This window comes from Staphylococcus petrasii, assembly GCF_002902565.1.
GTDB classification, from domain to species: Bacteria; Bacillota; Bacilli; order Staphylococcales; family Staphylococcaceae; genus Staphylococcus; species Staphylococcus petrasii.
In genome coordinates, this window is record NZ_PPRC01000082.1 from 22,973 (window position 1) to 41,208 (window position 18,236).

Below are 18,236 nucleotides of genomic sequence, written 5' to 3' on the forward strand. Positions count from 1 at the left end.
ACATTCATCTTGACTAACTTGTAAAAATATACTTTAATGTAACTAATCAAGTTACATTAAAGGAATGACAATATGAATCTAGAATTTAATATCGCAGTTCACGTTCTAACTTTTCTAACTAAACATAAAGACCAACATTTCAATAGCCAAGACCTAGCCCAGCTTACCTGTCTCAACCCAGTCCAACTACGTCGCGTCACCACTATATTGAATCATCATGATTATATAGACACCCTTCGCGGAAAAGGCGGAGGCTACCGAGCTAACGATAGAACCCCCTCTATCAAGCTCTCTACACTTTATCAGCTTTTCGTGTTAGACAAAGCTAACACACAACGCATCTTTACAGGTAACGAGCAGAGTCATTGTAAAATATCAAGAAACATTGCCCACACAATGAATCGCTACAAAGAAGAAGAAATAGCTTTAGCCCTCGACTTTTATAGTAACTTGACGATTAATGATGTACTCAAAGAAACACTCCAGGAGGAAACAACAAATGACACATTATAATTTATTAATCATCGGTTTTGGTAAAGCCGGTAAAACACTCGCCAAATACGCTGCATCACAAGGACAACAAGTCGCTTTAGTAGAACAATCATCAGATAACTATGGCGGCACATGCATCAACCACGGATGTATAGCTTCTAAAGTACTCGTACATGACGGTATTGATGGTGCCGAATTTGGTCCTGCATTTTCTAGAAAAAAAGAAGTCATTAGTGCTCTAAATAAAAAGAATTACGCTAATTTAGCAAACGACGCAAATATTGAAGTTCTCGACTATAAAGCTCAATTTAAATCAAATACTGAAATTGAATTATTGAATGAAGATGGCACTGTTGCGCAGATAGTCACAGCAGATAAAATCGTGATTAATACCGGTGCGAAATCTAATATTCCTAAGATTGAAGGCATTGATACAGCGCAAAACGTGTACGATTCACGCGGTTTATTAAATATTGCGTTTCAACCTAAAGATTTAGTAATTATTGGTGGCGGTTATATCGCATTAGAGTTTGCATCGATGTTCGCAAACTTTAGCTCAAACGTTACTGTCGTGGAATATGGCAAACAAATTATGCCACGTGAAGATAGCGAAGTTGTGGAATACGCATTGAAAGATTTGAAAGAAAAAGGAATTACGTTTGTCACAGAAGCAGAAACACACGCGTTTAAAAATGCAGGTCCTCATACTATTGTAGAAACTTCGAAAGGTACATTTACAGCTGATGCAGTCTTACTAGCCACAGGACGTGTACCAAATACAGACTTAGCACTTGTAAATACTGACCTCCAACTTGGAGAACGTGGTGAAATTAAAGTTAATACGCATCTTCAAACTTCAGTCGAACATATCTACGCAGCTGGTGACGTTAAAGGTGGCCTGCAGTTTACTTATATTTCATTAGATGACTTCAGAATTTTAAAATCTGAATTATTTGGTAGTGGCGAGCGTACAACAGAAAATCGTGGTGCCATTCCGTATACTGTTTTTATTGATCCACCGCTCTCTCGCGTCGGATTAACTGCAAAAGAAGCAGAAGCACAAGGCTATGATTATATTGAAAATAAATTAGCTATTAATACCGTACCTCGCCATAAAATTAATAATGACCCACGTGGTCTGTTTAAAGTGGTTATCAATAAAGAGAACAATGAAATTTTAGGGGCTACATTATATGGCAAAGAATCTGAGGAAATTATTAATTTAATTAAATTGGCAATTGATCAACATATACCTTACCAAGTTTTAAGAGATGGCATTTATACTCATCCAACAATGGTAGAATCTTTTAACGATTTATTTAATATTTAAAAAAATTAATACTCGATAAACCCTGTTATGACAGTGTTATGCCAATAATAATTTTAATTTATCAATTTCTAAGAAAATAAAAAGCTTTACTTATTAAACGTAACCAGTTATAGTTAACCTTACGTAATAAAAGCTCGTGAATTTAATTGTAGTGTGTTTGTCTAGAATACTCTCTTTTTTATAAATGAATTTGTTACAAATATTTCGTGCAAAAGCACATGGAGGTATTCTATATGAATAACGGTACAGTAAAATGGTTTAACGCAGAAAAAGGTTTTGGTTTCATCGAAAGAGAAGACGGAAGTGACGTATTCGTACACTTCAGCGGTATTGCTGGTGAAGGTTACAAAACTTTAGAAGAAGGCCAAAAAGTTGATTTCGATATCACTGAAGGTCAACGTGGCGAACAAGCTACTAACGTAGTTGTAATGTCATAAGATTAAACTATAAGTTGAACGCTAGGAAGATGTTTGAATCTTCCTAGCGTTTTTTGTATTTATATAAGAAGTAAAACTCAGACTTTCTAAGATAGATTTTCACTCACTTAAGTTGTAAAGAAATTCTTAGATGGACAGTCACTTATTCTGTTGTGATGCTTGCCCAGGGTACAGTTTCAGCCAGAAATGCCTCACAGATAAATCTGTGGGAATTTCTAAGGTCTTCAACTTGTACTGTTCCCTCGGGCGTCACACAACGTCACTCGTTGCCCATCTTTAGAATTTCTTACCTAAGTGCTTTAGCACTTAGGTTCATTAAATTTATTGTTCCACTATGAGTCTTCATAATTCCACTTAGTAATCTATCATCAAGTGCCTTAAGTGAAAGCATGCAAGCTTATATACAATAATATGACTAACTTAATAACAAAAATAAGGTACCTCGTATAGTTTAATAAATATCATTAAACTATATGAGGTACCTTTTTGCTAAATTTTGTATGATATAGCCTAACTAGCTCTAATAATCTAAAATAATATTATTTAGCGGCTTTACGTTTGGCTAGTTTTTCTTTTAATTTTCTGTCTTGTTCTTCTTTGCGTCGTTTACGTTCTTCGTTACGTTTACGTAATCGCTCTTCTTCTTCAGGATCACGTGGTTTTTTCAGTTGTGCTGTAACTTTTTCCATTAATTCATCTTCAGTGAGTGCAGCTAGTGGGCGGTTGTTTACGAATGCGAATGTTTTACGACGTCCTGGGCCACAGTAAGACTGGCAACCCACTTCGATTTCCGCTTCTGGATCTAATTTTTCTAGTTTTTTCTTTAACGATTTAAGATTTACTGCTTGGCATTCGTCGCAGATAAGGAATTTGTTTTTCATTTTCCACCCACCTTTCATTCAGACTGTAGTCAAACCCTTTCCTCTTTGTCACCTTATGCGTGCCTAGGTCATTTACCTATAGTAAACTCCCGTCGTTACGCATTTCATTTCCTCGATTGACAAGGGTTTTCTCTCAGTCTTTACACTTTAAATTATTTTATGAACAAGCTTTCATTTTTATAATTAGTTATCGTTTAATTTAACTCTAATTATTTTACTCTTTTTATTGGAAAATTCAAGCACTGGTTAAAAAGTCCGACATTTTCCCAATAAAAAAAGCAAGACACTAACTTCCAAATCGAATTATGTCTTACTCGTTTATCTATTCTTTTATTGACCGTGATAAATTCTAAATTTAAGTGGTTTAATACCTTTAGCTTCCCATTCATCGTAAATGCGCTGTTTATCAATACGGTTATCTATGATTGTAATACCGCAGTCGCCTCCACCAGCGCCAGAAGTTTTCGCAGCGCCACCAAAGCGTTCTCCAATATCACATAATAATTTTAAATTCTCTGTTTCAATATCTACCGTTGCTTCATTATCCATTTGTTGGATAATGCCACGGTTTTGACGTATCATCTTTTGCACGCCTTTAATATTGTTTGTTTTAAATGCATAAATTAAGTTTTCAACGCATGTATGCGATTGGTCTAAGAATTTCCCATAAAAAACAGGGTCAGATTTAAGGCGTTTCACTTCACTTACTAAATGAGGTGAAGATGCAGGTGAACCCGTCCAACCTATTAACACTTCCATATTCTCAGGTGCTTGAAGTGGTTCAATATGAAGACCTGGCCAATTCTTCTCTAAAACATCTGTGACAGACGTTTCTTCCATCTGTTGTTTCACCCATTCATGATCAAAGGTGCTATACGCTAACCAGCCACTATACACACTTACAGCGATATCTCCGCAAGAACTTAAACTTTGAAGACGCATGTTCGCAATAACAGCTAATTTATAAATATATAAATTAGATAATTGCATATCATAAAATTCATTTAACACTTTCACGACAGAAACTAATACTGCAGCACTTGAACCTAAACCATATTTTTGACCTGAAGCATCATCTAAATTGCTATCAATCGTCAAATGGAAATGCTTTAAGTGGATATTACAACTTCTAGCATACTGTTCAAAGACTTCAATCGCCGTTACCACGTATTTCAATTGGTTTGCGGCATGTGCATCAGATATTTCAATTTTATCTTCATTGCGATAGAACGTTACTGGTTCGTAATGTAACGTTTTAGAATGAATGGTCCCTGACACTTCATTTGAAGCTTCAATTGCAGCCGTAACAAATCGGTCTACAGCAATTAAGACAGACTTATAGCCTGGCTCAGTTACTGCATATTCACCTGCTACATATAGTTTCCCGGGTGCTTTCACCTGAATCATTATATCTCTTCCTTACTTAATTATTTCGACGCCTGAATGTGTAATGTCGCTTGTGATGATTTGTGCTTGGTCAAATGTTTCTAAAAATTTATCTACAATTGCTTGTTGGTTTTTCTTTTCAATTAATACTTTTACATTAGGGCCTGCGTCCATTGTAAAGTAACAAGGTAAGTCCGCTTCTCTACATTCATGTACAATACGCATTGCTTCATAGCTTTCTGGTACTAAATATGTAAATGGAGGTTGTGCACCTAAATTAGTTGCGTGCATACGTAAGCCATTTGCTTCAATGACTTCACCCATACGTTTAAAGTCTTTCTTAGAAATCGCATCTTTAGTTTCTTTTAAATCTTCATCAACATGGTCTAACCAGTATTGGTAGAAACGAGATGTGTCACGTGTTAATGACATTCCTGAACGACTTGAAACTTTTTTAGATTTATTATTGATGACAACAAAAATCATGGCTAGGTCGTCTTCCCAACCATTTGCATCAATACTATGCGCATATGATGTAGCATCATCATGTCCCTTTTCCCATTCAGCGAAGCCACCGAAAATACTACGTGAAGCTGAACCAGAGCCACGACGTGCTAAACGTGATAAATCTTTATCAGATAAACCTAATTGTAGTGCTTCATTACAAGCACCAGCTAAAGCAGCATAAGCACTAGCTGAAGACGCTAAACCTGCAGCTGTCGGTACGAAATTCTCACTTTCAATTAAAGCATGCGTTGTGATTCCTGCTTCTTTACGAATCATGTCCATATAACGTTGAATCTTTGCGCTTTCTTTCGCATCTACTTCTTCTCCGTTAAGGATTAATTGATCATGAGATAATGTTTCGTCAAAGGTTACTTTCGTTTCCGTATAAAAACGGTCTAACGTCACCGATAAACTGTTATTCATTGGGATGATTAACGCTTCATCTGCTTTGCCCCAATATTTAATCAGTGCTATATTCGTGTGTGCACGTGCTTTACCACTTTGTTTCAATGGTTTATCCTCCTAACTTTTCAATCCACGTATGTTGTGCGCCAGCTTTCTCAGCTGCTGAAACAATCGCTTTCGCTGTATTTAACTCTTTAGCTAAAATCAGCATACTGCCTCCACGACCGCCACCTGTTAATTTACCTGCCACAGAGCCATGTTGTTCACCTAATTTCAACAACATTTCAATTTTATCATGACTCACTGTGAGCGTGCGTAAATCTGATTGGCATGCGTTAAATACTTCTGCTAATTGATCAAAGCTATGATGTTCAATTGCTTCACTTGCCGAATAAACTAAACTTCCAATATGTTCAACGACTTTCATATACTCTTCATCGTTATCACATAAACGATGAACATCTTCTACGGCTTGTTTTGTAGAGCCCTTAATTCCTGTATCAATGACTACCATATAACCATCTAAATCAAGAGATTTTAAGATTTCAACTTCGCCTTTTTGATACCAAACTGGCTGATTAGTTACAATCGTCTTCGTATCGATACCGCTTGGTTTACCATGCGCAATGCGTTCTGCCCAATCCGCATGTTCCAATAATTCTTTATCTGTTAACGGTAAGCCTAAATAATCATAACTTGCTCTGATGAATGCAACTGCTACTGCAGCACTTGAACCTAAGCCTCTTGAAGGCGGTAAATTAGCTTGAATTTTAACTAACAACGGTTCTTCAACTTTTTTATTTTCAACAAAATGCCCAATTAACGATTTCAAATGTTCTGGCGCATCATATAATGGACCATCGTATACATCACTTTGAATCGCTGAATAGTTACCTTTTTCTAAACTTTCAATAAGCACTTTGACTTTTCCTGAAGTAAATGGGATTGCAATTGCCGGTTGCCCGAAAGTGACCGCATGCTCCCCGATTAATATTATCTTCCCGTTAGACTCCCCATAGCCACGTTGTACCATGATATCTCACCTTTAATATTCTTTCTGAAAATTATTTCGAGGCACGCATACGCATTTAAATGGCATATAACCTCAATTATGATAACGTACTCTTACGTTTTTTTAATTACCGTCAATCTATTTTCTGTTCTATAACAATTATGTTTTATGCCGGTATAGTAAGTTCAAATATCCAAAATAAATTTAATAAAAATTTATGTTATAAAACTCATATCAATAAATAGTATAAAACTTTGTCAAAATTAGTTCAAAACTTAAAAATATTTATACCCTAAAAATCGATTTTATTAACATCGTTACAACACTTATTCTGTGTTAAACACTACTTTTTTAATTATCTTAGAGTTAATCATTGGAATATTATGATGATTTCAATTCATCTTGAAAACACGCGATGACATTGTATTTATGAGTTTTCAAATCAGAAATTCCAATTTAACTTAAATTAGTCCACCTAAATAATATTACTATAAAAATAGGTAGGAATATAGCACTTTATAATAATTCCAATATATTATTCTACTTATTTTAACTTTTTCCTCCATTAAAAAAAGAGGCTAATTATTACCTCAAAAGTAATAAAAAACCTCTTTTTTATATCTATTCAATTAACGCTTACTTCTTATCCATTGAACGTGTCATTTTTTCATTACGATCAATCATTTTATCGAAATAACCTTCGTAACGTGTCCATTCATCATTAGTAATCTCATCCATATTGAGATTACCGCCTAAATCTTTAATGGCATGCAATAATTGGAACATCACATCTTGAACTTTAATTTCGCGTCCAAGTAATGTTTCCAATGAAGCCATACATTCAGGTTGAATATCTGGATATATAAACTTAGTTGTTTCACCTTTAAGCGCACGTTCATAAAAGACACGCATCATTTCAGCACGTTCAGAACCAGAACCTTCAACACAAAGGTAGATTTGAACGGCTATACCGCCACGTACACGACGTTGTGAAATACCTGCAAATTTCTTGCCATCAATGCTTAAGTCGAACTTACCTGGACAATACGAATGTTCAATTTCTTTCGTATCAATTTCGATATCTTCATTCTCAAACATTTTACAAATCAATAAATACATTACAGTGAATGCTTCATCAATTGTCGTTTCAGTTTGACCTTTAAAGATAAGTGAAATATTTAAAACACCTTGATCGAGTACTACACCAAGGCCTCCAGAGTTTCTAACTATCGCATTATAACCGATTTCATCAGTTAAATACTGAATACCATCTTTAAGAAATGGCAAACGTGAATCATGAATACCTAGAATAACGGTATGTTGATGAATCCAAGTTCTCACAACATTACATGACAGGTCTTTACCTACGCTTTCTGAAAACGTGTCATCAAATGCAAATGACTGCATTGGCGCTAAACCAGAAGTATGGTCAACATAGCGCCAATCAATGTCATTAAAATATTTGCTTGCTAAATCCATTATTGTAATGTTTGAGCAGCTGTGATGATTGATAAGTTATAAACGTCTTCAGTTGAGCAACCACGAGATAAGTCGTTAACAGGTGAATTTAAACCTTGTAATACAGGACCAACTGCGTCGAATCCGCCTAAACGTTGTGCAATTTTGTATCCAATGTTACCAGCTTCTAAGCTTGGGAATACGAATACGTTTGCATCACCTTGGATTTTAGCGCCTGGTGCTTTTTTCTCAGCAACAGCAGGTACGATAGCAGCGTCGAATTGGAATTCACCATCGATAACTACGTTGTCTACTCCTTCAGATTCAACTTTTTCTTGAGCTAATTTAACTGCGTTAGCAACTTTTTCAACATCGTCAGATTTCGCAGAACCTTTAGTTGAGAAGCTTAACATAGCTACGCGTGGGTCCATGCCAAAGCTTTTAGCAGATTTAGCACTTTCAACAGCGATTTCAGCTAAATCAGAAGATTCTAATGTTGGGTTGATTGCGCAATCACCAAATACATATTGTTGGTCATCTTTAATCATAAAGAAAATACCAGAAGTTTTAGATACACCTGGTTTTGTTTTAATGATTTGTAATGCAGGGCGAACAGTATCACCAGTAGAATGTGCAGCACCACTTACTAAACCTTCAGCATGACCAGCATAAACTAACATTGTACCGAAGTAGTTAACGTTATCTAATAATTCTTTAGCTTGTTCTTCAGTTGCTTTGCCTTTACGACGTTCAACAAAAGATTTAACTAATTCAGGTTTTAATTCGCTTGTAGAAGGATTGATTACTTCGATATTTGAAATATCTAATCCTTTTTCTTCAGCTAATTGTTTCACTTTGTCATTGTCACCTAAAACGATTGGTGTTACGTAGTCAGTTGCTTGTAATTTTGTAGCAGCTGTTAATACACGTTCATCTTCACCTTCAGGTAATACGATTTTTACATTTTTTCCTGAAAGTTTTTCTTGTAATACATCTAATAAACTAGACATAATGCCCTCCTAAATAATTTCATAATAATATTTTGCAACCTAATTATACTGCATTTGTAGCGAGATTTCCATTTCACCAATTTGTAATCATTTAGGTATGTTTAACATTTCTCTTTATGATAAAATTTAACCTGTATTAAATGATAAATATCATATTTAAAGGAGCGATATATTATGAGTGAAGCAGCCGAAACATTAGATGGTTGGTATAGTCTTCATTTATTTTACGCTGTAGATTGGGCAACTTTCCGATTAGTGCCTGAAGATGAGCGTGAAGCAATGATTAAAGAATTTAAATCATTTATTAATGATAAAGCAAGTGCTAGAGATGAACATGCTGGCGATTACGCGTTATATAACATTACTGGACAAAAAGCTGACATCTTATTATGGTACCTACGTCCAGAAATGAAAGAATTAAATGCGATTGAAAATGAATTAAACAAACTTCGCATTGCTGATTTCTTTATTCAAACTTACTCATATGTATCAGTTATCGAATTAGGTAACTATTTAGCTGGTAAATCTGACGAAGATCCTTACCAAAATCCACATATTAGAGCACGTTTATATCCAGAATTACCTAGATCAGAATATATCTGTTTCTATCCAATGGATAAACGTCGTAATGAAACATATAACTGGTATATGTTACCAATGGAAGAACGTAAAAAATTAATGTATAACCATGGTATGATTGGCCGTCAATATGCTGGTAAAATCAAACAATTCATCACTGGTTCAGTAGGTTTCGACGATTTCGAATGGGGCGTAACATTATTCGCAGATGACGTTCTACAATTCAAAAAAATCGTTTACGAAATGCGCTTTGATGAAACAACAGCACGCTACGGCGACTTCGGTAGTTTCTACATCGGCCATATCTTAAAAACAGACGACTTCGAAACATTCTTCTCAATTTAATAACATGTATAAGTTGAGACTAACCTCTCAAAAATAATTGCATATAAAGTTTGATTTAAATGGTTTCTATCTTAAGGTAGAAACCATTTTTTATATTGAACATAAATATTTTAAGTTTCTAGGTAAAGAATTCTAGAAACGAACTACAAATAATGATGGATAAAAGTTGCGTCGTCTTGGATTATTGATAAATTTAATTGTTCACATACTTAAATACGTAGCTCTAGATGAATAATGAATGACTTGCTCGACTCTTGGCTTATTTATATATATTGAATACGCGTACAATTGTCCATGTGTTAGGCGTTCTAAGATAGATAACGAAACGTAGTTGCGAAGACTCCTATGTTGATTATTAATGAACCTAAGTAGTTCTAAATGGATAATGGAACGTAGTTGAGCGACGCCTGAGGGGTTTTTATTGATGAACGTAAGTGTATAAACACTTACGTAAGTAGTTCTAAGATGAATAACGAATGTCGTTGCGCGACTCTTGGCGGAAAAGAAAGAGCCTCAAGACTACAGGCTTGAGCCTTTCCCGCAAGAAAGCGTCGCAACAAAATGAGTAACATTCATCTAAGAACTGCTTTAGAAGACCTTAGAAATCCCCACAGATTTATCTGTGAGGAATTTCTGGCTGAAACTGTACCCTAGGCAAGCGCCTCAACTTAAGTGAAATGACAATCCATTTGAGAACCACTCAACTTAAGTGAGTGAACATCTATCTAAGAACGCCTTTTAAAGTAAATAAAATCACAATAGCCCGTAGATTCTGCATCTACGGGCTATATCCTATAATCTATATATATATAAGTATTATTTGTTAAAGGAAAGTACACTTCTATCTCAAAGTGTACTTCGTGTAGTATGTTTGGGAGAACTTAATTACTACTCTGAACGTTAACACTATGAAAAATATTGTCGCTACCCAATATTATTCACAAATTGTTAACTAATTATTATTTAACCGAATTGTAATATTTTGAAACATTATAGAGAAATGTTGTTAATTATTTTTTAATTAAGTATATTACAACATTATGTTATTACCTTCTTATTAATTGTTGTTAACGAATTGTAATCATTTTATTTTTTAATTTTTCGTTAACGTAGTAGTCTTTTCAGTAGGCATCAACTATAATTATGTTACATAAATACGAATGGTGATGAAATGAAACATATAGATACAAATGAAAACGCAAATGAAAAATTAATAAAAGACGTGGTTATGATCGCTGGACGTATTTTACTTGAATCCGGCGCTGAAGGCACACGTGTTGAAGATACAATGACCCGTATTGCACGCAAATTAGGTTATTCTGAAAGCAATAGTTTCGTTACAAATACAGTCATACAATTCACATTACATAATGAATCTTATCCGCGAATTTTTAGAATTAATTCCCGCGACACAAATCTAATTAAAATTTCACAAGTTAATGAAATATCACGACAAATTACAAAAGGCAAAATCTCGCTCGAAGATGCAAAGGCCAAACTCGAACATATTTATGTGGCTAAAAGAGATAGTAGCCTAACGTTCAAAGGTATTGCCGCTGCCATTATCGCTATCAGTTTCCTTTATTTACAAGGCGGCCAACTTATCGATGTGATCACTGCCCTATTAGCTGGTGGTTTGGGTTACTTAGTAGTTGAAATTTTAGACCGTCGATTACATGCTCAATTTATACCTGAATTCATAGGTTCATTAGTTATTGGTGTTATTTCAGTTTTAGGGCATTCTCTCGCCCCTAGTGGTGATTTAGCAACGATTATCATCGCTTCAGTAATGCCTATCGTCCCTGGAGTACTTATCACAAATGCCATCCAAGATTTATTTGGTGGGCATATGTTGATGTTTACGACGAAATCACTTGAAGCACTTGTTACCTCCTTCGGTATCGGTGCAGGTGTAGGTTCAGTGTTAATTTTAGTTTAGGAGTGTACACACATGTTTTGGTTATTAAATTTACTTTTTAGTTATACCGCTTCACTGTTTTTCTGTGTTATATTCGACGCTCCTAGAAGATTATATCTTTCCTGTGGTTTTGTAGGGGCATTTGGTTGGATGGTTTACATCCTTTTCTATCAAGGACTTAGTATCCATACGATTTATTCTAGTTTCTTTGGTAGTTTTGCTTTAGGCCTTATCAGTCACTATATGGCACGTAGAAAAAGAGAACCTGCAATTATATTCATGGTGCCGGGAATCATCCCTCTCGTACCTGGTGGTCTCGCATTTGATGCCACTAAGAATTTAGTATTATTGCAATTTGGTAGAGCCATTAATACGATGCTCGAAGTAACATTAATTGCTGGCGCCATTGCGCTTGGTTTATTATTTGCTGATCAAATTTCTAAGATTGTCGTATCAGGATTTGATCGTCGACGTAAACGTATTTAATATATAAAAAATAAGTGCATGATATTGAACGTAGTGTTGTTCAACATCATGCACTTTTTATTTGTGATTTAACAATGTCACAATATTTATTTGTTTGTATCTTCTATCATATCTTCGACCTCATTTTCAGAGCGGTTTAAAATCAAGCGACTTAATTCATCACTATCAATACGTTTCAACTTAGGATAACGTATAACGAAGAAGATTAAGCCAATGATTAACCAACCACCTAATGCGATATATGATGGCATTGAAAGTGAGGCTGGTGAACCTGGCACTAATAATAATAGAAGGAATATGAATGATACGATAGAACCTAAAATTGCAAACGTCTTGTAAACAGGGCCGTACGTATTACTATTCTTATCGTAGCTAAATAATTTAGCTGCAGATAAACATGTAATAAAGTAAGCAATTGATACACCTGTTGAAGACATATCTACAATCCAAGTTAGAGCTGTACGGCCTAACCAAGGTGCGATAAGCGTTACTGCGACTAAAAAGATAATCGCAACATAAGGTGTTTTGTATTTAGGGTGCAATCTGCTAAATGCTTTAGGCATAATGCCTGAACGTCCCATTGAGAATAACAGACGACTTGCACTCATTAAGAAACCATTTAAACCTGTAAAGATTCCCATAATAATCGCAATCGCTAATACGCCTAAACCAATGTAACCGAAGGCCGTTTGTGTTTCAGAGCCAGTTAACCATAAATTACCGTTAAGACTAGCATTATTAGTACTTAACCAACCTGTATAAAGAATCATCACTACATATGTTAATGATGCTGCTAATAAACTATAAACGATTAATTTAAACGTTTTATTAGGTGAAAAGTTAAATTCCTCTGCAGTTTGAGGAATGTTATCGAAACCTACATAAGCCCACGGTGCTACCGCGACAATCATAATGATAGATGTAAACCATCCGGACTTAGGATTCGCTAATGGCTGTAAATTACTAAAACTAAAGTTATGGCCAAAGAATGAGCCAAAGAACATTAATAAGACTACAATCACCATTGCTACACAGAAATAATATTGTAGCGATCCTGAAACGCTTGCACCACGAATAGCGATAAACATAAATACAAGTAATAAGACTGTTGCAATAATAATTTCAGTGATGTAAACATCCCATCCAGCAACTGTATAAAGCTTTCCGTTATTCAATAAATTAGGTAATAAGAATTTTACTAACAAACTAAATGCCGTAGCATTTAAAGCAACTACACAGACATATCCGAATGTTAAAAACCAAGATGAGAAGAAACTCACATATCTTCCGAAACTTAAGTAACTGAATGCAAATGCGCCACCTGATACAGGAAATTTCTCAACTAGCGCGCCATAACTTACCGCGATTAAAATCATCAGTAATGCACCAATGACAATCCCTATTGATGCTGCAATAGGGCCAGATTGTTTAATCCAATCCCCTGGTAAGATAAATGCGCCCCAGCCAATACAGGAACCATAGGCAATCGCCCACACAAACTTTTCTGAGAGGTTCTGTTTTAAATCTCCTCTATCTATATTCTGATTTTGATTTTTATCTTCCATAAAATAAACTCACCTCAAGTACCCTATATACCCTTGAAGTGAGTTTTTTAATCTACGAATATTCAATTTAAAAATGAATTTAACCTACAAATTTAAATGTAGAAATGATTAACATTAACCAACCTGCAATGAACAGTACCCCACCAATCGGTGTTATAGCACCTAATATGCGAATTTGTGTTAATGCTAAAATGTAAAGTGAACCACTGAAGAAGACTACGCCTAAGAATATAAGCCATCCAGCCCAATTAACATTAATTGAAGTAGTACCACTGATTACACCAATAATTAATAAGCCAAGACCATGATACATTTGGTAATTCACAGCTTTTTCCCACACAGACATATATTTGTCTGATAGTTTACCTTCTAAGCCATGTGCACCAAATGCGCCAGTACCTACTGACATCATCGTGCATAAAGCCCCTAAGATTATAAATACTTTCATCATTTATCTTCAAACTCCTTATTTCTTTTAGAAATCAAATATAGATTCGCCATTACCGATTTCATCATCTGTAACCATTGTATCCGATGGCAAACTATTATTTTGTGACGATTTCATTGAATTTGGCACCTTGCCACCCATCGCTTCAATTTCCGCTGCAGTAACCGTTGACTTACTTGATGAAGCAGAATGACTCATTCCCGAGCTAGTCATTGTATTATTATTTTTTGAAAACGAAGGCGCCGTTACTGTATCAGTAAAATCGTGCGTTTTATTGCGACGTGTACTTGGCGCACTTTCCTGGTTAGCATACAGGGATGTCAATGTGTGAATCGCATACATATGCTTTTCAAATTCGTGATTATTGTTAGATTCATCCGCTTGTACAAGTTCACGTTCGATTAATTGAATAATTTGTTCTTTATCCATCTATTATTCCTCTCTTTCACACCAGTGAATTGGAGATTTCCCTTTCGATTCTAGAAACTCATTGGCACGTGAGTATGGTTTCGAACCGAAGAAACCACGATGCGCTGACAATGGACTAGGATGCGTAGATTTAATGATATGGTGTTTAGAAGTATCAATTAATTTTAACTTTTGTTGGGCAGGTTTACCCCACAGAATAAATACTACATTTTCTCGATGGTCTGAAATCGCTTGAATCACTTCATCAGTAAATGTTTCCCAACCAATGTTTTTATGAGAATGCGCTTCGCCTTGTCGTACTGTTAATACAGTATTTAACAATAATACACCCTCGCGCGCCCAATCTTGTAAATGTGGCGATGTTCTATGACAACCAATATCATCCTCTAATTCTTTATACATATTTCTTAATGATGGCGGGAATTTCGCATTTGGTTGTACAGAGAACGCTAAACCGTGCGCTTGATTAGGTCCATGATATGGATCTTGTCCTAAAATAACTACCTTTATATCTTCAAATGGCGTTAAATCAAACGCTTGATAAATATTCTCTCTATCTGGATAGACGATTTGTGTCGTATATTCTTTTTCTAAAAAATCATGCATTGCTTTAAAATCATGTCTTTCTGTAATGTCATGAAATATTTCTGACCATTCCATCGCTTTCACCTCATGCCATATTTTAACATAATGTGCATATCATCAGTTATCAATTTCCTACTATTATATGTATTAACGCTCGCGCTAGTACCCTTTGTAAAAAACATGTTATGATAAGTAATAGATTAGAAAACTGTCGGGAGTGAATCAATATGGCTTTAAAAAAAGTTTTAACTATTGCAGGTTCAGATACTAGTGCGGGAGCTGGTATGCAAGCGGACCTTAAAACGTTTCAAGAATTAGATACTTACGGCATGGTAGCTTTAACTGCTGTCGTGACAATGGATAAAGAAACTTGGTCTCATGATGTGACACCTCTTTCAATGGATTTATTTGAGAAACAATTAGAAACAGCTATCTCAATTGGTCCAGATGCTGTTAAAACTGGTATGTTAGGTACGCAAGAAATCATTAAACGTGCTGGCGAAGCATTCGAAGAATCAGGCGCAAAATATTTCGTAGTTGACCCAGTAATGGTTTGTAAAGGGGAAGACGAAGTACTTAACCCAGGAAATACTGATGCTATGATCGAATATTTATTACCTAAAGCAACAGTAGTTACACCAAACTTATTTGAAGCTGGTCAACTTTCTGGTTTAGGAAAATTAACTTCAATCGAAGATATGAAAAAAGCAGCTAAAGTTATCTACGATCAAGGTGCAAAACATGTCATCATTAAAGGTGGTAAAGCGCTAGATCAAGATAAATCTTATGATTTATACTTCGATGGCGATAAATACTATCAATTAACTACTGACATGTTCCAACAAAGTTATAACCATGGTGCAGGTTGTACATTTGCAGCTGCGACAACAGCTTACTTAGCAAATGGTAAATCACCTAAAGAAGCAGTTGTAAGTGCGAAAGCATTTGTTGCTTCAGCAATTAAAAATGGTTGGAAAATGAACGATTTCGTAGGTCCAGTAGACCACGGTGCATACAACCGTGTTGAACACATCGACGTAGAAGTAACTGAAGTTTAAGGAATCTATATTTTAACTGTCCTCAAAGTCTATGACTTTGCGGGCAGTTTTTTTATTTTTGTATATAGAGAAGTTCTTAAGGGGGCTAGGTTGTAAAGAAATTCTTAAATGGACATTTACTCATTTTGTTGTGTTGCTTGCCCAGGGTACAGTTTCAGCCAGAAATGCCTCACAGATAAATCTGTGGGAATTTCTAAGGTCTTCAACTTGTACTGTTCCCTCGGGCGTCACACAACGTCACTCGTTGCCCATCTTTAGAATTTCTTACCTAAGTACTTTAGCATTTAGATTCATTTAATATTCATACTAGGTGTCTTCACAACTACACTTCGTAATCTATTTTAGAACTACTTACTTAAGTGTGTAAGCAGTTAAATTCATCAATGATTCTAACCTCCTTATTATCTCCAACACTCAACGTCATTCGTTGTCTTAGAACTATTTACCTAAGTGTTTTAGATTTTCTACCCATTAGTGGGGGTTAAATATGTTTAAAGTATATATTTTTGACGTAAACTATGAGCGTATTGAAAACTTTTTAAAAATAAGGAGTTAATATGATGAGTGAATTAAATAAAGATGTAGAAGTAAAAGAACCTGTAACAATTATTGGCGGGGGCATTGGCGGTTTAACGTTAGCGCGTGTACTATATGTTAATGGTATTCCTTCAAAAGTATATGAAGCTGACGCATCACCTGAGGCACGTACGCAAGGTGGTCAATTAGATATTCATGAATATAATGGTCAAGTCGCTTTAGAAAAAGCTAATTTAATGGATGAATTTCATTCAATTATCCATGAAGGTGCTGACGCAGCTCGTATTGTTGATGAAAATGGCAAGTTATTATTAGATGTTCCAGCTGGTGAAGATAATGGACGTCCTGAAGTATTACGTGGAGATTTACGTCAAATTTTATTAGATTCTCTTCCAGATGAAACAATCGAATGGAATAAAAAAGTGGATCATGTAGAAGAAATTCAAAATGGTCAATATCGCGTTGTCTTCAGAGACGATAGCGAGGTTACTACTAGCAAATTAATTGGTGCTGACGGCGCATGGTCTAAAGTACGCAAGCTATTAACAGATGTGACACCAGACTATGTTGGTACAACATTTATCGAAACTTATTTACATGATGTAGACAACAAATATCCTGAAACAGCTAAATTAGTTGGTCAAGGTGCTATGTACGCTTTAGCTCCAGGAAAAGGCTTTGTAGCTCACCGTGAAGCTAACAACATCATTCATACTTATATCGAAATGAATCGCGATTTAGAATGGATTGATAGCATTGATTTTTCAAATAAACAAGAAGCTATCGACGCAATTAAAGCAGAATTTAAAGGTTGGTCACCTGAAATTACTGCCCTATTAACTGAAGCAGATTCAGATATTGTCGCACGTAAAATCAACGCTTTACCTGATAAACATCGTTGGGAACCTAAATCAGGCGTAACATTAATTGGCGATGCTGCACATTTAATGGCACCATCTGGTGAAGGTGCTAACTTAGCAATGTTAGATGCTGCTGAATTAGCAGAAGGTATTGCTAAAAATTATGATAATATCGACGAAGTAATCAAAGAATATGAAAGTCGCATGTTCCCTAGAAGTGAAGAAGAACAACAAGAATCTCATGAAATTCTAGATATTTGTTTAGGTCAAGATAGCCCAGACAGATTCGTAAAATTATTCAAAGGTGAACTTTAATTTTCATAAATACTAAACTCTAAATTTTAATTAACCTCCCTATCAAGCACTAGATAGGGAGATTTTTTATGTTCAAAATAAAGTATTTTTAAAACTACTCATTTAGTCGTAGATACATATCGGTTATACGTCGTATGAAAAGTTGGTACTTGGGGCTCATGTTTTCAGTAGAAAAATCTATTACTATATTAAG

The 18,236-nt window shown here is 35.3% G+C and carries 18 protein-coding genes; 8 read left to right on the forward strand and 10 right to left on the reverse strand.

Going from position 1 to position 18,236, the window contains the following annotated elements; translation table 11 throughout:
• Positions 1-72 precede the first annotated feature (72 nt).
• From hypR to CD127_RS10580, 3 genes are all read left to right on the forward strand, one after another.
• On the forward strand, positions 73-513 hold the full coding sequence (gene hypR / locus CD127_RS10570) for a redox-sensitive transcriptional regulator HypR (RefSeq protein ID WP_103366685.1): 441 nt from the start codon (positions 73-75) through the stop codon (positions 511-513).
• Entirely contained in the window at positions 500-1,822 is a 1,323-nt protein-coding gene (merA, locus tag CD127_RS10575; RefSeq protein ID WP_103366686.1) for a hypothiocyanous acid reductase MerA, read from the forward strand. The genes hypR and merA overlap by 14 nt, the downstream gene beginning before the upstream one ends.
• A 233-nt stretch (positions 1,823-2,055) precedes the next feature.
• Positions 2,056-2,259, forward strand: coding sequence for a cold-shock protein (locus tag CD127_RS10580; RefSeq protein ID WP_049426256.1), 204 nt, complete (start codon positions 2,056-2,058; stop codon positions 2,257-2,259).
• Positions 2,260-2,798: 539 nt separating this feature from the next.
• On the opposite strand, the gene CD127_RS10585 is transcribed toward CD127_RS10580, so the two are convergent.
• The 6 genes from CD127_RS10585 to pta form a co-directional block, all read right to left on the reverse strand.
• Positions 2,799-3,140: a YuzB family protein gene (locus CD127_RS10585; protein WP_103297310.1), complete on the reverse strand. Its 342-nt coding sequence runs from the start codon at positions 3,138-3,140 to the stop codon at positions 2,799-2,801.
• Between the two features lie 330 nt (positions 3,141-3,470).
• A complete protein-coding gene (locus CD127_RS10590) occupies positions 3,471-4,547 on the reverse strand; it encodes a phosphomevalonate kinase (protein ID WP_103297309.1) in 1,077 nt (358 codons plus the stop codon).
• 12 nt (positions 4,548-4,559) lie between these two features.
• Positions 4,560-5,543, reverse strand: a complete 984-nt coding sequence (gene mvaD / locus CD127_RS10595) for a diphosphomevalonate decarboxylase (protein ID WP_103366687.1) — start codon at positions 5,541-5,543, stop codon at positions 4,560-4,562.
• A gap of 4 nt (positions 5,544-5,547) precedes the next feature.
• Positions 5,548-6,471: a mevalonate kinase gene (gene mvk, locus CD127_RS10600; protein ID WP_103297307.1), complete on the reverse strand. Its 924-nt coding sequence runs from the start codon at positions 6,469-6,471 to the stop codon at positions 5,548-5,550.
• A 615-nt stretch (positions 6,472-7,086) separates the two neighbouring features.
• A complete protein-coding gene (locus CD127_RS10605; RefSeq protein ID WP_103297388.1) occupies positions 7,087-7,929 on the reverse strand; it encodes a lipoate--protein ligase family protein in 843 nt (280 codons plus the stop codon).
• Positions 7,929-8,918 carry a phosphate acetyltransferase gene (pta, locus tag CD127_RS10610; protein ID WP_103366688.1) on the reverse strand — a complete coding sequence of 330 codons (990 nt, stop codon included), beginning with the start codon at positions 8,916-8,918 and terminating at the stop codon, positions 7,929-7,931. Before pta ends, CD127_RS10605 begins: the two co-directional genes overlap by 1 nt.
• A gap of 174 nt (positions 8,919-9,092) precedes the next feature.
• Here pta and hemQ point away from each other — a divergent pair, with 174 nt between their 5' ends.
• The 3 genes from hemQ (at position 9,093) to CD127_RS10625 (ending at position 12,246) form a co-directional block, all read left to right on the forward strand.
• The gene (gene hemQ / locus CD127_RS10615) at positions 9,093-9,842 is read left to right on the forward strand and encodes a hydrogen peroxide-dependent heme synthase (RefSeq protein ID WP_103366689.1); all 750 of its coding nucleotides are present in this window, start codon (positions 9,093-9,095) and stop codon (positions 9,840-9,842) included.
• A 1,171-nt stretch (positions 9,843-11,013) separates the two neighbouring features.
• Positions 11,014-11,781 carry a threonine/serine exporter family protein gene (locus CD127_RS10620; protein WP_103297391.1) on the forward strand — a complete coding sequence of 256 codons (768 nt, stop codon included), beginning with the start codon at positions 11,014-11,016 and terminating at the stop codon, positions 11,779-11,781.
• Between the two features lie 12 nt (positions 11,782-11,793).
• Positions 11,794-12,246 carry a threonine/serine exporter family protein gene (locus CD127_RS10625; protein WP_103366690.1) on the forward strand — a complete coding sequence of 151 codons (453 nt, stop codon included), beginning with the start codon at positions 11,794-11,796 and terminating at the stop codon, positions 12,244-12,246.
• Positions 12,247-12,332: 86 nt separating this feature from the next.
• On the opposite strand, the gene CD127_RS10630 is transcribed toward CD127_RS10625, so the two are convergent.
• The 4 genes from CD127_RS10630 to CD127_RS10645 all read right to left on the reverse strand — a co-directional run bounded on the left by CD127_RS10630 (position 12,333) and on the right by CD127_RS10645 (position 15,348).
• Complete coding sequence (locus tag CD127_RS10630; RefSeq protein ID WP_103297393.1) at positions 12,333-13,811, reverse strand: APC family permease; 1,479 nt, start codon at positions 13,809-13,811, stop codon at positions 12,333-12,335.
• A gap of 79 nt (positions 13,812-13,890) precedes the next feature.
• Positions 13,891-14,259 (reverse strand): DUF423 domain-containing protein, encoded by a 369-nt coding sequence (locus tag CD127_RS10635; protein ID WP_167409922.1) that lies wholly within the window; start codon positions 14,257-14,259, stop codon positions 13,891-13,893.
• Positions 14,260-14,286: 27 nt separating this feature from the next.
• Complete coding sequence (locus CD127_RS10640) at positions 14,287-14,688, reverse strand: DUF5327 family protein (RefSeq protein WP_103366691.1); 402 nt, start codon at positions 14,686-14,688, stop codon at positions 14,287-14,289.
• A 3-nt stretch (positions 14,689-14,691) separates the two neighbouring features.
• The gene (locus CD127_RS10645; RefSeq protein ID WP_103297396.1) at positions 14,692-15,348 is read right to left on the reverse strand and encodes a uracil-DNA glycosylase; all 657 of its coding nucleotides are present in this window, start codon (positions 15,346-15,348) and stop codon (positions 14,692-14,694) included.
• 152 nt (positions 15,349-15,500) lie between these two features.
• Between CD127_RS10645 and thiD the strand changes: the two genes are divergently transcribed.
• Together thiD and CD127_RS10655 are read left to right on the forward strand one after the other, a co-directional pair.
• Positions 15,501-16,331: a bifunctional hydroxymethylpyrimidine kinase/phosphomethylpyrimidine kinase gene (gene thiD / locus CD127_RS10650; RefSeq protein WP_103297397.1), complete on the forward strand. Its 831-nt coding sequence runs from the start codon at positions 15,501-15,503 to the stop codon at positions 16,329-16,331.
• A gap of 560 nt (positions 16,332-16,891) precedes the next feature.
• Positions 16,892-18,043 (forward strand): FAD-dependent oxidoreductase, encoded by a 1,152-nt coding sequence (locus CD127_RS10655; RefSeq protein WP_103366692.1) that lies wholly within the window; start codon positions 16,892-16,894, stop codon positions 18,041-18,043.
• Positions 18,044-18,236 lie beyond the last annotated feature (193 nt).

Coding starts and splice junctions, on each gene's coding strand:
- hypR (WP_103366685.1), top strand. CDS start 73: ATGAATCTAGAATTTAATATCGCAGTTCACGTTCTAACTTTTCTAACT.
- merA (WP_103366686.1), top strand. CDS start 500: ATGACACATTATAATTTATTAATCATCGGTTTTGGTAAAGCCGGTAAA.
- CD127_RS10580 (WP_049426256.1), top strand. CDS start 2,056: ATGAATAACGGTACAGTAAAATGGTTTAACGCAGAAAAAGGTTTTGGT.
- CD127_RS10585 (WP_103297310.1), bottom strand. CDS start 3,140: ATGAAAAACAAATTCCTTATCTGCGACGAATGCCAAGCAGTAAATCTT.
- CD127_RS10590 (WP_103297309.1), bottom strand. CDS start 4,547: ATGATTCAGGTGAAAGCACCCGGGAAACTATATGTAGCAGGTGAATAT.
- mvk (WP_103297307.1), bottom strand. CDS start 6,471: ATGGTACAACGTGGCTATGGGGAGTCTAACGGGAAGATAATATTAATC.
- CD127_RS10605 (WP_103297388.1), bottom strand. CDS start 7,929: ATGGATTTAGCAAGCAAATATTTTAATGACATTGATTGGCGCTATGTT.
- pta (WP_103366688.1), bottom strand. CDS start 8,918: ATGTCTAGTTTATTAGATGTATTACAAGAAAAACTTTCAGGAAAAAAT.
- hemQ (WP_103366689.1), top strand. CDS start 9,093: ATGAGTGAAGCAGCCGAAACATTAGATGGTTGGTATAGTCTTCATTTA.
- CD127_RS10620 (WP_103297391.1), top strand. CDS start 11,014: ATGAAACATATAGATACAAATGAAAACGCAAATGAAAAATTAATAAAA.
- CD127_RS10625 (WP_103366690.1), top strand. CDS start 11,794: ATGTTTTGGTTATTAAATTTACTTTTTAGTTATACCGCTTCACTGTTT.
- CD127_RS10630 (WP_103297393.1), bottom strand. CDS start 13,811: ATGGAAGATAAAAATCAAAATCAGAATATAGATAGAGGAGATTTAAAA.
- CD127_RS10635 (WP_167409922.1), bottom strand. CDS start 14,259: ATGAAAGTATTTATAATCTTAGGGGCTTTATGCACGATGATGTCAGTA.
- CD127_RS10640 (WP_103366691.1), bottom strand. CDS start 14,688: ATGGATAAAGAACAAATTATTCAATTAATCGAACGTGAACTTGTACAA.
- CD127_RS10645 (WP_103297396.1), bottom strand. CDS start 15,348: ATGGAATGGTCAGAAATATTTCATGACATTACAGAAAGACATGATTTT.
- thiD (WP_103297397.1), top strand. CDS start 15,501: ATGGCTTTAAAAAAAGTTTTAACTATTGCAGGTTCAGATACTAGTGCG.
- CD127_RS10655 (WP_103366692.1), top strand. CDS start 16,892: ATGAGTGAATTAAATAAAGATGTAGAAGTAAAAGAACCTGTAACAATT.